Here is a 14411-nt window from a genome sequence, read left to right on the forward strand (position 1 = left end):
TCGGTTGGCACCGAGTTTGCCTGGCGTGATCGGGCGGATGGTTGATGCTGGTCCGGACGACCACAACTCGTGCCTCTTCGGGCAGGCAGACTTAGGTCCTCTGACTCAGATTTTGGAGGTTCGCAGATGGGTGTGAAGGAACTGCGGTTGGTGGTCACCGCCCCGGACTACGACGACGCGGTGGCGTTCTATCGCGACGTGCTCGGCCTGACCGAACGCGAGTCGTACTCGTCCGAGGACGGCCGGGTGATGATTCTGGAGGCCGGCCGGGCAACCCTGGAGATCGCCGACCCGAACCAGGCCGACTTCATCGACCGTGTCGAGGTCGGCCGGCGAGTCGCCGGCAAGTTCCGCGTCGCGCTGGAGGTCGACGACTCCGCCGCCGTCACCACCCAACTCGCCGAAGCCGGCGCCACCGTCATCGCCCCACCCACCCGCACCCCCTGGAACTCCCTCAACGCCCGCCTGGAAACCCCCGGCGGCATCCAGCTCACTCTCTTTACGGAGTTGGGAGAGGACTCAGGACACTAGCGGGGGAGGAGGTCGGCGGCTTGGAGTTGTTGCCAGATCTCGGATTGGTCGACGACCTCGACGCCCAGCTTTTCAGCCTTGGTGAGTTTGGCGGCGCCTACGTCGGCACCGGTGATGAGGTAGTCGGTGCTGGCGGAGACGGACGAGGCGATGGTCGCGCCGGCCTTCTCGCACAGGCGCTGGAAAGCTGGGCGGGTGACCTTTTCGCCGGAACGTGGGTCGCTGATCGAGCCGGTGACGACCACCGTCTTGCCGGCCAGCGGGGCACCGGCCACGACGACTGGAGGCAGGTCTTCGTCGCGGACGTCGAGCGATACGCCGGCTGCGCGGAGGCGCTCGAGTTCAGGCCGGAGCCGGTTGAGGTGCTCGATCAGCGACGCCGCGACCTTCGGGCCGATGTCTTCCACGGCGACCAGACCGTCGACCCCCGCATCGGCGACCTCTTCCAGCGAACCGAAGCCCGCCCGGCAGACCCTGGTCGCGGTCCCTTCGGACGCCATCGGGATCGCGAGGCCGATCATCGCCCGGCGCAGCCCGACCTGGCGACTGGCGTCGATGGAGTCGATCATCCGCGCGGCCGAGACCTCGCCGATCCGGTCGAACTCCAGCAGTTTCTCCTTGGTCAGCTGGTAGAAGTCCGACGGGTGTTCGAGGATCCCCGCCTCGGCGAGCCGCTCGATCCAGACGCCACCGATCGCGTCGATGTCCGCGGCGGCTCGGGAGGCCCAGTGGATCAACCGGCGTACCGTCTGCGCGGGGCAGGCGACATTGGTGCAGAACAGTTCGCGGCTGTTGCCCTGCTCGGTCAGCTCCTGCGCACAAGACGGACAGACGGTCGGCGGCACGATGTCCTGCTCGGCGCCGGTGCGCTTGGAGGCGTCCAGTACGCCGGCCACGAAGGGAATCACGTCGCCCGCCCGGCGTACCAGCACCGTGTCGCCGATCTTGATGCCGCGGGCGCGGATCACTTCCTGGTTGGCCAGCGTCGCGCGGGTGACCGTCGTACCGCCGACGAACACCGGCTCGAGCCAGGCGACCGGCGCGATCTTGCCGGTTTTGCCGACGTCCCAGACCACGTCCAGGAGCACGGTGGTCTTCTCCTCGGCGGCGAACTTGAAGGCCAGCGCGCCGCGCGGCGAACTGGATCGCGTGCCGGCCGCGGCGAAGGCGTCCCGGTCGGCGAGCCGTAGTACGGCGCCGTCCAGGTCGTAGTCCAGCTCGTTGCGCTGCTGCTCGATCGTCGTGATGACGTCCTGCGCCGCGGCGGCGTCGTCACAGTGCCGCATGTCGGCCCCGGTGAACCCCATCGTGCGCAGCGCGCTCTCGAGATCGGCGTCGGTGTTGTCGGGCTCGCTCAGCAGGTCGAACGCGAGGAACTGCAGACGCCGCTCGGCAACGGTCGCCGGGTCCTTCGCCCGGAGCGTGCCGGCCGCGGCGTTCCGCGGGTTGATCAGCGGCTTGTCCGGGTGCGCCTTGTTGTAGGCGGCGAAGGTGGAGCGCAACATGACCGCCTCGCCGCGCACCTCGATCCGGCCCTGTACGTCGAGGCGCTCGGGGACCCCGTCGGCGAGCGCCCGGACTAGCGGGGTCACGTCGTCGCCCGTCGTACCGTCGCCGCGGGTGATCGCCCGGGCGAGCTTCCCGTTCTCGTAGACGAGCGCCAGCGACAACCCGTCCAGCTTCGGCATGACGACGACCGACTGACCCGGGAAGCGCGCGAAGAACGCCTCCACCTGCTCGGGCTTGGTCGCCTTCTCCAGCGACAACATCGGCCGCGAGTGCCGGACCGGCGCATGCAGTACTGCGGGCGCGCCCACCTGGTCGAGCGGATTCGGATCGGGCGCCAGCTCCGGGTTCGCCTCGATCAGCGCCCGCAGCTCGTCCTCGACCACGTCGTACTCCGCGTCGGCGACCACCGGCGCACCCCGGTAATACGCATCGCGCAGCTCCACGATCCGCCCGGCAAGTTCCTGAATCCGCTCCCCAACGTCCACGCTCAGGACCCTACAGGGATCAACCGACAGCCTCCGAGACCAAAACCAGCCCCGCCGAGTCGTAATACGTGATGCCCAGCCGCTCCGCATCGAAGCTCCACTTCGCAACCCCAGCAGCAGCCAGCGCCCACGAGATCTCGACGTACGAACTAACCCCCTCCCCATGCAAGCGAAGCTGCTCAACCACCACCGAGCGATCCCCAACCGACGTCACCGCAAAACCTCGTCACCCCACCCGACCCCTTAACTGGTAACAAATTTGGAAATGCCGATTGTTTTCTTTCCACCCAACGACCTCGGTCACCCTTTCCGCGCCATCCGTGCCCCGTCCCGGACCACTTCCTGGCTGGCGTACTGTCCCGCGCCTCACCCTGCCCGGAACTGACTGCCCACCCCCGAACCGAACCACTTCACGCAGAAACGCGCCGCCTGCCGTACCGACGGACAGGAGGTATCCACCATTTCCCCCTCCGCCCGACCCGACTTGAGCGTGCCCCCGCCCTCCCGACCCCGATACCTCCTGTCCATCGGTACGCCGGTGATGGTGCCCGCGCGATCGATGCCGACGCACTCGCCCCGTCCCTGTACCTCGGTGATGGTGGGATCCAGCCGCCGGCTCCCGTCATTCCGGCTGCCCGTCACGCCGGCCGAGTTCCCTTCGCTTCGGCTGCCCCGTCACGCCGGCCGGGTTTCCTTCGCTTCGGCTGCCCCGTCACGCCGGCCGGGTTTCCTTCGCTTCGGCTGCCCCGTCACGCCGGCCGGGTTTCCTACACTCCGGCTGCCCGTCACGCCGGCCGAGTTCCCTACACTCCGCCCGGGTTCACTTCGCTCTCGGTGTGCTCCGCTCCTCTTGTGGTGCTCAACCCCCTTCCATTGCAGGGGGTGAACCCCGATAGGCGGAGCGATGCCGCTTCTTCGCTGGTCCACACGGTCGTCCAGGACTGGATGCTCGCTCGGACTCGCTGGCTGGCAAGGATGTGCTCGGTCGCCGCCGGACTGGTTCCGGCAAAGTGGTGTCGACGGTCGCGGGGCTGGCCAAGGTGAGGGGTGCGGCGGTCGTTTCGTCCTGCGCGCCGGTTTCGCCGGTCGCGGACCGACCAGCCGGTGCGGGGGCGATTCAGCGGGTGGGTGGAGCCGGTCGAGGGTGCGGGCAGAGCCGGTCGCAACCGGGGTGGGGGGAGCCGGTCGGGTGGTGCGGGTGGTGCGGGTGGAGCCGGTCGCAACCGGGGTGGGGGGAGCCGGTCGGGTGGAGCGGATCGGGTGGTGCGGGTGGAGTCGGCCGGCCGGTGCGGGTGGGATCGGGCGGGGTGAGTCGGCTGGAGGTTGGAGGGTGAGGTTGGTTCGTCGGGTGTGGTCTGGGTGCGGTGAGCATTCGGTGGTGGTGGAGGCGGCCACGTCGTACGGCGGTGTGGTTCTGTCGGTCTGCAGCACGGACCCTCGCGTTCGATGCGGCCGGGGCCGGCGACGCAGCCAGCACCTGGGCGGCTTCGGCGATCGACGCTCCTCGGGCTCACGCGTCTGGCGGGATTCGCGTAGCTGGGTACTTCCCTGGTCGAGGTGGTGGGTGTCAAGGGTCGAAGATCCCGGAGGGACGCCGGAGGCGCCCTTGATACCCACCGGCTCGACCAGCACAATTCCGCAGCGGAGACCGCCCACCAGGAGCACTTCCGGGGGTGAGGCCGACAAAAAAGGGAGCTCCGATACGACGTACGCCGTACCGGAGCTCCGTTGTTGGTGGACGACTTTCAGTGGACGACGATGGGTGGGCCGTCTTCGCCGGCGAGGTTTGACTGGGAGACCTTGCGGGGAAGCATCAGGGCCGGGATCACGGTGAGGACGACCAACGACCACGCCACCCAGTAGGTGTGGGCGAAGGACGAGGCGGCGTCGGCCAGGCCTCGGGCGATCGCTGCCGGATCGAGATGGAGCTGGGCGACCGTATCCGGGCGGGTGTTGGAGATGATCGCTGCCTGGGTCTCGCGGAGTCCGCCGCCGAGTGCCGGGATCTGGTCGGTTCCGGGGACGATCGGCGAGTCGTTGAGCTGGTTGGTCAGGATGACCGACATCGTCGCCACGCCGACCGACGAGGCGATCTGCTGGGTGATGTTGAGCAGCGTCGATCCGCGCGCGATCTGCGCCCCCGACAGGGTCCGCAGCGCTGTCGTGAACAGCGGCATCATCGTCGCGCCCATGCCGAAGCCCATCACGACCAGCATCACGATGATCAGCCCGTACGACGTGTTCTCGGTGATCTGGGTGAGCCCGAACATCCCGACGATGATCAGCGCCAGCCCGACCGGGATGATCCGGCCGACCGGGATCTTGTCGACCAGCCGGCCGGCGATCGGCATCGTCACCATCGCACCGAGGCCCTGCGGCGCCACGAGGAGTCCGGCGTGCAGCGTGGACTCACCACGGATCTGCTGGAAGTAGGTCGGCACCAGCAGCAGCCCACCGAAGAACGCCGCCGCGAACAGGAACATCGTCACGATCGAGACGGTCAGGTTGCGGTCGCGGAACAGCCGCAGGTCGAGCAGCGGGTGCTCCGGACGGAACGAGTGCCAGACGAAGGCACCCATCAGCAGTACGCCGATCAGCATCGACACCCAGACCCGCGGGGCGCCGAAGTCACCGCCCTCGGCCGGGAGCGAGGAGACGCCGAACAGGAACAGTGCGAGTCCGGGGGACATCAGCACCACGCCCAGCAGGTCGAGCGACTCCGACCGGTGGGCCGTGTCGGGGGGCAGCGCGAAGTAGGCGTAGATCAGCGCGGCGATGCCGAGCGGCAGGTTGATCAGGAAGATCCAGTGCCAGCTAGCGACCTGGATCAGCCAGCCGCCGAGGATCGGTCCGAGGATCGGCCCGAGCAGCATCGGTACGCCGAGGATCGCCATCAGCCGGCCCATCCGCTTCGGTCCCGCGGCCCGGGTCATGATCGTCATGCCGAGTGGCATCAGCATGCCGCCGCCCAGGCCCTGCAGGACCCGGAAGCCGATCAGCATGTCGATGCTGGTCGCGGTCGCGCAGAGCGCGGAGCCGGCGGTGAACAGGAAGATCGCGGTCATGTAGAGCCGCTTGGTGCCGAACCGGTCGGCGGCCCAGCCGGTCAGCGGGATCACGGTCGCGAGCGCGAGCGTGTACGCCGTGACGGTCCAAGCGACGTGAGAGTAGGCGATCGGACTGTCGGCGGAACCGAACTCGTCCTGGAAGGTCGGCAGGGCGACGTTGACCACGGTGATGTCGAGGATCGACATGATCGCCCCGAGGACCACGACGCCGGCGATCTTCAATACGGCGCCGTCGATCTCATCCGGATATTCTGTTGGTGCAGCTGGCTGGCTCAAGGTTTCCCCCTCGGCAGGCATCTCGTCGCAGCCGACATTACGCTCCACTCCGGGTCCCGCACGAGCACATTCCGCACCGACGCTGCCGTCTGCTCACAGGACCAGGCCGGTAGGTTCCAGAGCATGCCTGAGCTCGAATCCGTCTGGCCGCCCGCCGCGATCAGGACCGACCGCCTCGTACTACGGGAGCCCGAGCTGCGCGATCGGGCAGGAATCATCGACCTCTTCGCTTCCCCCGAAGTCGGCACCTACCTCGGCGGCGCCCGGCCGCGCGAGGAGCTCGAACAGACGATCCCCGAGGTACCGAACCGGCGGCCCGGCCTCTTCCTGGTCGATCTCGACGGCGCGATGATCGGCATCGTGATGCTCGACCAGCTCGGCGCGGAGCACCCCCACCAAGTCGGGCCTGACATCGAACTCGGCTACATGTTCCTGCCGCAGGCCTGGGGGTTCGGGTACGCCGCTGAGGCGTGCGCGGCGGCGCTCGACTGGTTCGCCGGTGTGTTTCCGGGTGAGTCGGTGGTGCTCTGTACTCAGACCGCCAACGACCAGTCGATGCGCGTCGCCGCGAAGCTCGCGTTCGCCGAGGTGAAGCGTTTCGAGGAGTACGGCGCGGAGCAGTGGCTTGGAGTCAGGTGATGGGGAAGTCGAAGTAGGTGTCCGGGTAGGGCTCGTCGCGCAGGGTGTAGTGCCACCACTCGCGCTCGTAGGCGCTGAAACCGCAAGCCTCCATGATCTTGCGGAGGTGATCGCGGTTTCTCGCCTCCACCGGGCTGATGCCGGTCGCGCCGTGGTGGGAGACGGGATCCATCAGGTCGTGGTCACCACCCATCTGAGCGAGTTCGCCGGTCGCCAGGTGAAAGAGCGTCAGGTCGACGGTGCTGCCCCGGCTGTGGCCGGATCTGGTCGAGACGTAGCCTCTCGAGAACATCTCCGTCCGGTCGATGTTCGGGTAGTACCGCGGCTTCGTCCGGCAGTCCTCCGGCTCTTCCGACCAGCGCACGAACCGGTCGACCGCGCGCTGCGGACGGTAGCCGTCCCACAGGAGCAGACCGAATCCGAGCAGCCCGGCCTTCTCACGAGCCCGTGCCAGCGCAGTACAGAGCGCCGTCGTACCGACGATCCGGTTGGCCAGATAGCCGTCGACCGGTTTGCCGGTGAAGTTGTCCCAGGTGGCGTACTTGGCATCCCAGCGGATCCCGCTTGCCACCTCGTCGACGAAGACGAAGTCGGTCTTCATCGGATCCGCCCGGTCAAGGTCAGCGACACCACCCGGTCGATCACTTCGCCCAGCGAGAGCCCGGCCGCCGCCATCATCCGTGGATAGCGGCTGTACGACGTGAGCCCGGGCAGCGTGTTGACCTCGTTGAGGATCACCTTCCCGTCGTCGGTGAGGAACAGGTCGACCCGGGCGAGCCCGGTGCAGCCGAGCGCTCGATAGATCGTCTTCGCGGTCTCCCGGACCAGTGAACGCGACTCGGCCGGGATGTCCGCGGGCACGATGAACGAGGAGTTCTCGGAACCGGTCTCCGGCGAGTCCTCCTGATGGATCCGGAAGAAGCCGCCGGTCAGCGCGATCCGGTCCACCTCGCCGGCGATCAGATCCAGGTCGTTGCCCAGGATGGCGCAACCGATCTCGCTGCCGACCACGGCTTCCTCGATCAGCACCTTCGAGTCGTACTGCTGGGCCGTCTCGATCGCGCTCTCCAACTCACCGGAGTGTTCCACCTTCCGTACGCCGAACGACGAACCGGAGCGGGCCGGTTTGACGAAGACCGGGTAGGGGAGGTCGTCGGCGTCGACCTTGTCGTCCGGTGTGGCGATCCAGAACTTCGGCGTGGCGATGCCCGCGGCGCCCACCACGAGATAGGTAAGGGCCTTGTCGATGCACAACGCCGAGGCCGGGATTCCACAGCCTGCATAGGGAATGCCGGAGAGTTCCAGCAAACCCTGGATGGCACCGTCCTCGCCGTACTTGCCATGGAGAACAGGCAGCACCAGATCGAGTTCGATCGTTTCGTACCGGCCCTGATCGAGCACCAGCAAACCGTGGACGCCGCGATCCGGTGACAGTACGGCCGGCTTGCAGTTGCCGGTCTCCCAGTTCGCCCCCGGGGCGTCGCAGAGCTTCCAGACGCCGTTCTTGGTGATCCCGACGTAGTAGGGCTCGTACTTCTCGGAATCGAGATTCCGCGCAACCTCCAGTGCGGACTTGACGGAGACCGGGTGCTCTTCGCATTGGCCGCCGAAGAGGATGCCGATTTTGACCTTAGCCATGCTGCTTCCTGCTTTCGAAGTTCAGGCAGTTGAGGATGGAGTTCTGCACGGTGTCGCGGAGTGCGCGGTCCGTGTAATAGGCGGTGTGCGGACTGATCAGCACGTTGGGGTGTTTCTGCAGGCGCAGGAGCGGTTCGTTCTGGATGGCGGTGTCGCGGCAGTCGGTGTAGAAGATGCCGTCTTCGCCTTCCAGGACGTCGAGGGCTGCTCCGCCGAGCCGCTCGCTTTCCACTGCTTCGAGCAACGCGGGCGTGTCGATGAGTGCGCCGCGCCCGGTGTTGACGACGATCGCGCCGGGCTTCAGCTGCTCGATGCGTTGCCGGTTCAGCAAGTGGTGGGTCCGCGGGTCGAGCGGGGTGTGCAGGGTGACGATGTCGCTGTCCTGCAGCAATTCGTCCAGTGGGACGTACTGCGCGACGGCTTCCGGGCGTACGTCGTACGCGAGCGTCCGGCAGCCGAAGCCGCGGAGCCGGTGGAGGACCGCAGTACCGATCCGGCCGGTGCCGATCACGCCGACGGTGAGGTCGCGGAGTTCTTTGCCGCGGGCATCATTCAGCCGGTAGTCGTGTAGATCCGTCTGGCGGACAATGCTTTTCGCATGGCGGATCGCCATCAAGATCAGCATCAGGGTGTAGTCGGCCACGCTGTCCGGCGAGTAGGCGACGTTCCCGACCTCGAGGCCGACCTGTTCGGCGTACGCGACATCGAGGTGGTTGTAACCGATGCTCCTGGTCGAGATGTAGGTCACGCCGGCCCGGCTGAGCGCGAGCAGGGTCGGGTTGCTGATCGGGGTCCGGTGGCCGACGCTGATGCATCGGTTGCCGAAGGCAAGTTCACAGTTGGCCTCGGAGACGGCCGCCGTGGTGATGGTCGGTACGACGCCGAACCGGGGCGCCAGTTCGCGGAACAGCGCGGCTTCGTCGGCTCCGCACCCGAAGATCGTGATACCCATCGGCGGCACTGCCTTCGCCGCAGGGGCCGCTGGTGCCGCCGGCAGTGGGGCAGAAGCTACCCGGCGCGCCACGGTTGTTGCTGGTTCGCTGGAGTTCATGCTGTCGAGTCAAGGCGTTCCGGGGTTGCCGGTTCGTATGAGGTTTTTGATAAGCCGAGTACAACTTACTTTCCGGTAACCTGGGTCCGCGGGTCGTGCGCCGGATCGGCGTACCGCTGCGGACACCCGCGCTCGGCCGCAGCCGGACGCAGTTCGTAGTGCCAGGGTTCGTTGTCGTAGATCTGGCAGAGCCCGTACGCCGCGCCATGCCTCGACAGCCACGTGGTGGCATCGGAGCGTCCGATGTCGATCGCCCTCCCGCTCACGTGCGGCGAGGTCTCAGGAGTGGCCACCCAACGGGCAGCCTCCTTCTCCGAGCCGTACTGCGCGACCGCATCCTTCAGCAGTTGCGCCTGGTACTCCGGGGAACGCCAGCCGCTGTTGACGTAGAACTCGATTCCTTCGTGGCCCGCGGCCGTCGCGGCTTTCCGCAGTGCGGAACGCAGACCGGGATCGAGTTTGGTCACGGCCGGGATGTCGTCGAAGACCGTCACACCGTCCGGAACGTATCCGGCCGCCTCGCCCAGTTCGCGATGAGAGTCGCTGGGGGAGAAGGAGGATGACAAGGACTGCTGGACGAAGATGCCGAGAAGCACCAGGTTGGCGGCGACGAAGGCCACCCGGAGAGTCATTCTGGTCCGGCGGCGCGTTGGCTGGACCGGTGCACTGGAGGACATGCCTCCAGTCAAAGAAGATCGGTGTTGCCGGGGCGTATGAGCCTTTTGATATGCAGGCGATAAGCAACGCCTCGTAGCATCTGTGGTGTGCGTGTACTCATCGTCGAGGACGAACCCGTGATGGCCGAGGCCATTCGCGACGGTCTGCGCCTGGAGGCGATCGCTGCCGACATCGCCGGTGACGGCGACACCGCGCTGGAACTGCTTGCCGTCAACACCTATGACATCGCCGTTCTGGACCGCGACATCCCGGGCCCGTCCGGCGACGAGATCGCCAAGCGGATCGTTGCCTCCGGCAGCGGTATGCCGATCCTGATGCTCACCGCGGCCGATCGCCTGGACGACAAGGCCTCCGGGTTCGAACTCGGCGCCGATGACTACCTCACCAAGCCGTTCGCCCTCCGAGAGCTGGTACTACGGTTGCGCGCGCTCGACCGCAGGCGGGTGCACAACCGGCCGCCGGTCCGCGAGATCGCCGGGCTGAAGGTGGACCCGTTCCGCCGCGAGGTCTATCGGGATGGTCGCTATGTCGCGTTGACGCGCAAGCAGTTCGCCGTACTGGAAGTGCTTGTTGCTGCTGAAGGCGGTGTGGTCAGTGCCGAGGATCTGCTGGCGCAGGCGTGGGACGAGAATGCGGACCCGTTCACGAACGCCGCGCGCATCACGGTCTCGTCACTGCGCAAGCGGCTCGGCGAACCCGAGATCATCTCGACCGTGAAGGGCGTCGGCTATCGCATCGACACCGGTGGGGACACTGAGCGTGGATAGAGAGCCGGGTCTGAGTGTCCGCCTCAAGCTCGCGTTGAGCTATGCGGCGGTCGTCATGCTCGCCGGGGCCGGGCTATTGCTGGTCGTCTGGGTGTTCCTGCTGCGCTACGTGCCTGCCGTGATCATCGACTCGCAACCCAACGTTCGTGGTGGTCCTGGGCCCGGGCAACCCGGGCCGATGCACGTTCCCGACCGTGCCGCGTTGGTGGCGGCCTTCCTTCCGAAGGCAGGCGTCGCATTGGCGTGCCTGCTGTTCCTCGGGCTCGTGGGCGGCTGGCTGCTGGCCGGCAGCATGCTCTCGCCGCTGACCCGGATCACCAACGCCGCCCGGCTGGCAACGGGCGGATCGCTCTCGCACCGCGTGCAGCTGGAAGGTCGCCAGGACGAGTTCCGGGAACTCGCCGACAGCTTCGACGCCATGCTCGAGCGCCTCGAAGCTCACGACGCCGAACAACAGAGATTTGCGGCGAACGCCTCGCACGAACTGCGGACCCCGCTCGCGATCACGCAGACCCTGCTGGATGTGGCGCGCAAGGACCCGAGCCGTGATCAGCGTGAGCTCGTCGACCGGCTGCAGTACGTCAACACCCGGGCGATCGATCTCACCGAGGCGCTGCTGATGCTCAGCCGCGCCAACCAACGGTCCTTCACGCCGGCGCCTGTCGACCTGTCCCTCGCGGTGGAAGAAGCCACCGAAACTCTTCTTCCGCTAGCCGAGAAGAACGGTGTCACGCTCGAGACGTCCGGCGGCCCGGCCATCGCGAACGGCTCGAAGACGCTTCTGCTTCAGCTGACCACCAACCTTGTTCACAACGCGATCGTCCACAACCTGCCCGCCGACGGCACCGTCTGGGTGTCGACCAGCGTTCAGCCGAGGACCGCCGTACTGGTGGTCGAGAACACCGGCGAGCAACTCACCCCCCAGCTGGTCTCGACCCTCACCGAGCCGTTCCAGCGCAGCACCGGCCGCATCCACACCGACCAGGCCGGCATAGGCCTCGGCCTGGCCATCGTCAAAAGCATCACCCACGCCCACAGCGGCACCCTGACCCTCAGCCCCCGCCCCACCGGCGGCCTCCGAGTCACCGTCAAACTCCCCAGCCCACCCTCAGCCTGAGATCAGCATTGCGGCGGCGATCAAGTAGAAGAGGTTGATCGCGAGGATGAAGACTCGCTCGGAGATGCCGAAGAACTTGGGGCGGAGCGGGCGGACTGCGAGGGCGATGACCAGGGCTGCGAGCGAGATCACCGCCACCCACCGGAGTACGTTCAGGGCGGTGTTGTGGAGATGGTCGTGGAAGGTGCCGGTCAGGGTGTAGCTGATGGCGAACCAGGCGATCGCCAGGAGGTAGTGGAGACGGCCGATCGTCGTACGGCGTGCGCCTTCGAGATCGGTGGGGACGATGGGGAGGGCGACGAAGAGGACGGCGAGGATTGCCAGCCAGACACCGACCGAGGCGTGGTTGTCCCAGTCGCTCGACCACACCGCGACCGCGAGACAAGCCCAGCCGGCGGCGGTCACCCAGGTCATTGCGGACGACAACCGGCGGGTCGGTCCGACGGCGTAGTCGCTCACCGCATGCTCGACGAGGTTGTAGTCGCTACGCACCAGGTGGAGGGCGGCGAACAGGACGAGCCGGATCAGGAAGAGTCCTGCGGCGGCCGCCGCGAACGTAGTGGTCACGGCAACCGAGTATCGGGACCGGCGATGACATTTCGCTGACACGTGAGCATGGGGACGGTCTGGAGTCAACCGGTGACAAAGCGCTACCTCCGTCACATACTGGAGCCGGTCACTGTGAGTGTTCGAGCGATGGGGGAAGCGAATGGCCACTGATTTTCAGCGTCGGAAGATCGCTGGGGTGTTCGAGGCGATGGACGCGGACGGCAACGGGTATCTGGAGGAGTCCGATTTCGAGTCGCTGACCGAACGGTGGGTCGGGCTGCGCGGCTGGCAACGGGGGACTGCGGACTACGAGCGGATGCGGGCGATCATGATGGGCTGGTGGTCCGCGCTGGCGACGATCTCGGCGGCTGATCAGGTGTCGCTCGATCAGCTGATGGTCGTGGTCGATCAGCTTCCGGCGATGGACGACGCCGTCTCTGCGACCGCGGACGCCATGTTCGACGCGATCGACGAGAACGCCGACGACCGGATCGCCCTGGAGGAACACAAACAGGTCGTGTACGCCTGGAAGGGTACGTCCGACGGCATCGAGGACGTCTTCCCGCACCTCGACCTCAACGGCGACGGCCACCTCTCCCGCGACGAGTTCCGCACCCTGTGGTCCGACTTCTGGCGCGGCACCGACCCCAGCTCCCCTTCCCAATACGTCTTCGGCCGCTACTGACCAACCCCACCTGCAAGGCCAGATGGCGGACATTGTCTAGTGAAGGAGTAGACATAGGGGAGGATTGATGGTGTGACTGGATCCCCTGAGGTGGCATATCGGCTGCGGTACGGAGCCGGCCCGGCGTTCGGCGTACCGGAGCAGTGGAGTGAGGTGCTCGAACGGCAGTTGGCGCATCGGTCGGTGCGGAGTTACCGGGCGGATCCGGTGTCCGAGGAGACGTTGGCGGCGCTGATCGCGGCGGCACAGTCGGCGCCTACCTCGGGGAATCTGCAGTTGTGGAGCGTGGTCGCCGTACGGGATGACGAGCGGCGCGCGCGGTTGGCCGAGCTTGCGGGGGAACAGGAGTTCATCGGCGAGGCGCCGTTGTTCCTGGTCTGGCTGGCGGATCTCGCCCGGGCGCGGCAGGTGATCGGTACGGCGACAGCTGAGGGAGCGGAATTCGTCGAGGCGGCGCTGCTGTCGTTCATCGATGTCGCCCTCGCGGCGCAGAACGCGTCGTTGGCAGCGGAGTCGCTCGGTCTTGGCACGGTGTTCGTCGGTGCCATCCGCAACCGCCCGCTCGAGGTCGCGGCCGAGCTAGGCCTTCCCGCCAACGTGTTCCCGGTCTTCGGCCTGACCGTCGGCTACCCCGATCGCCTCGACGAGACAGCCGTGAAGCCGAGGCTCCCGCAAGCAGCCGTCCTGCACCACGAGCGCTACGATCTGGAACCGCAGAGCTCCCACGTCGAGAGCTACGAGGAACTACTCAACGCCTTCTACGCAACAGCCGGCCTCCCCAGCAGCTGGGTCAACCGAGTTGCCCACCGCTTCGGCACCGTTGAAGGACTCAAAGGTCGCGAACACCTCCGGTCGGCGCTGCAGACTCAGGGGTTCGAGTTGCGCTGAGCCAGCGGCTTCTTGGGATAGTCGCGAAGCACCAAAGAAGTGCTGACTGGACCGAACCGGCCGATCGCGTCGACAATCCGCTCTAGGGCTACGGCATCTTCGGTGTGGACATCGAGGAGGAAGCAGTCCTCGCCGGTCAGCCGGTACGTCGCGGTGATCTCGTCGAGCTTCTCGAAGAGCTCGAGGGCCTCGCCGATCCTCGCGTTGCTGGTCCGGAGGCGGACGACGGCGTGGATGTTCAGGCCGAGCTGGGCGGGATCGACGACGGCTGTGTAGCCCTTGATCACGCCGGACCGCTCCAGCCGTTGGATTCGGGCCGAGACGGCTGGTTGGGACAGGTTCACCCGGCGGCCGATGTCGGCTCCGCTCAGCCGGCCGTCCTGCTGCAGGATCATCAGGATCTGCTGATCGATCTCGTCCAATGGATCCGCCCTCTCCGCCGCGCATCGCTTTGAATTCATCAGCAACGCCGTGATTCCGCGAGTGATTCCGTCAGGATGGCAGTTGCTTCGACCGAGGAGGATCATTCG

The 14411-nt window shown here is 66.8% G+C and carries 15 protein-coding genes; 6 read left to right on the forward strand and 9 right to left on the reverse strand.

All coding sequences use genetic code 11. The features are described from left to right. Nucleotides 1–126: 126 nt before the first annotated feature. Nucleotides 127–531, forward strand: coding sequence for a VOC family protein (locus tag ABZ004_RS08100; RefSeq protein ID WP_355679051.1), 405 nt, complete (start codon nt 127–129; stop codon nt 529–531). On the opposite strand, the gene ligA is transcribed toward ABZ004_RS08100, so the two are convergent. The 3 genes from ligA to ABZ004_RS08115 form a co-directional block, all read right to left on the reverse strand. Further along, the gene (gene ligA / locus ABZ004_RS08105; protein ID WP_355679052.1) at nt 528–2525 is read right to left on the reverse strand and encodes an NAD-dependent DNA ligase LigA; all 1998 of its coding nucleotides are present in this window, start codon (nt 2523–2525) and stop codon (nt 528–530) included. The two genes, ABZ004_RS08100 and ligA, sit on opposite strands and share 4 nt — an antisense overlap. Before the next feature lie 19 nt (nt 2526–2544). Continuing rightward, nucleotides 2545–2739 (reverse strand): DUF1398 family protein, encoded by a 195-nt coding sequence (locus ABZ004_RS08110; protein WP_355679053.1) that lies wholly within the window; start codon nt 2737–2739, stop codon nt 2545–2547. Nucleotides 2740–4270: 1531 nt separating this feature from the next. Further along, complete coding sequence (locus ABZ004_RS08115; RefSeq protein WP_355679054.1) at nt 4271–5869, reverse strand: DHA2 family efflux MFS transporter permease subunit; 1599 nt, start codon at nt 5867–5869, stop codon at nt 4271–4273. Between the two features lie 123 nt (nt 5870–5992). On the opposite strand from ABZ004_RS08115, the gene ABZ004_RS08120 reads away from it, so the two are divergent. Further along, the gene (locus tag ABZ004_RS08120) at nt 5993–6508 is read left to right on the forward strand and encodes a GNAT family N-acetyltransferase (protein WP_355679055.1); all 516 of its coding nucleotides are present in this window, start codon (nt 5993–5995) and stop codon (nt 6506–6508) included. On the opposite strand, the gene vanX is transcribed toward ABZ004_RS08120, so the two are convergent. From vanX to ABZ004_RS08140, 4 genes are all read right to left on the reverse strand, one after another. Further along, on the reverse strand, nt 6501–7109 hold the full coding sequence (gene vanX / locus ABZ004_RS08125; RefSeq protein WP_355679056.1) for a D-Ala-D-Ala dipeptidase VanX: 609 nt from the start codon (nt 7107–7109) through the stop codon (nt 6501–6503). The two genes, ABZ004_RS08120 and vanX, sit on opposite strands and share 8 nt — an antisense overlap. Beyond that, the gene (vanA, locus tag ABZ004_RS08130) at nt 7106–8146 is read right to left on the reverse strand and encodes a D-alanine--(R)-lactate ligase (protein WP_355679057.1); all 1041 of its coding nucleotides are present in this window, start codon (nt 8144–8146) and stop codon (nt 7106–7108) included. Before vanA ends, vanX begins: the two co-directional genes overlap by 4 nt. Further along, nucleotides 8139–9098: a D-isomer specific 2-hydroxyacid dehydrogenase family protein gene (locus ABZ004_RS08135; protein ID WP_355679058.1), complete on the reverse strand. Its 960-nt coding sequence runs from the start codon at nt 9096–9098 to the stop codon at nt 8139–8141. Before ABZ004_RS08135 ends, vanA begins: the two co-directional genes overlap by 8 nt. Nucleotides 9099–9262: 164 nt before the next feature. Beyond that, entirely contained in the window at nt 9263–9829 is a 567-nt protein-coding gene (locus tag ABZ004_RS08140) for a M15 family metallopeptidase (RefSeq protein ID WP_355679059.1), read from the reverse strand. Between the two features lie 132 nt (nt 9830–9961). Between ABZ004_RS08140 and ABZ004_RS08145 the strand changes: the two genes are divergently transcribed. Next, nucleotides 9962–10642, forward strand: coding sequence for a response regulator transcription factor (locus tag ABZ004_RS08145; protein ID WP_355679060.1), 681 nt, complete (start codon nt 9962–9964; stop codon nt 10640–10642). Beyond that, a complete protein-coding gene (locus ABZ004_RS08150; RefSeq protein ID WP_355679061.1) occupies nt 10635–11759 on the forward strand; it encodes a HAMP domain-containing sensor histidine kinase in 1125 nt (374 codons plus the stop codon). Before ABZ004_RS08145 ends, ABZ004_RS08150 begins: the two co-directional genes overlap by 8 nt. Here ABZ004_RS08150 and ABZ004_RS08155 read toward each other — a convergent pair. Continuing rightward, nucleotides 11751–12326 (reverse strand): DUF998 domain-containing protein, encoded by a 576-nt coding sequence (locus ABZ004_RS08155; protein ID WP_355679062.1) that lies wholly within the window; start codon nt 12324–12326, stop codon nt 11751–11753. The two genes, ABZ004_RS08150 and ABZ004_RS08155, sit on opposite strands and share 9 nt — an antisense overlap. Nucleotides 12327–12468: 142 nt before the next feature. Between ABZ004_RS08155 and ABZ004_RS08160 the strand changes: the two genes are divergently transcribed. After that, nucleotides 12469–12993 carry an EF-hand domain-containing protein gene (locus ABZ004_RS08160; RefSeq protein ID WP_355679063.1) on the forward strand — a complete coding sequence of 175 codons (525 nt, stop codon included), beginning with the start codon at nt 12469–12471 and terminating at the stop codon, nt 12991–12993. Nucleotides 12994–13065: 72 nt separating this feature from the next. Beyond that, on the forward strand, nt 13066–13881 hold the full coding sequence (locus ABZ004_RS08165; protein ID WP_355679064.1) for an NADPH-dependent oxidoreductase: 816 nt from the start codon (nt 13066–13068) through the stop codon (nt 13879–13881). Here ABZ004_RS08165 and ABZ004_RS08170 read toward each other — a convergent pair. Further along, complete coding sequence (locus ABZ004_RS08170) at nt 13860–14303, reverse strand: Lrp/AsnC family transcriptional regulator (protein WP_355679065.1); 444 nt, start codon at nt 14301–14303, stop codon at nt 13860–13862. The two genes, ABZ004_RS08165 and ABZ004_RS08170, sit on opposite strands and share 22 nt — an antisense overlap. Between the last annotated feature and the right edge of the window lie 108 nt (nt 14304–14411).

The organism is Kribbella sp. NPDC006257, assembly GCF_040613535.1.
In the GTDB taxonomy this organism is placed as follows: Bacteria; Actinomycetota; Actinomycetes; order Propionibacteriales; family Kribbellaceae; genus Kribbella.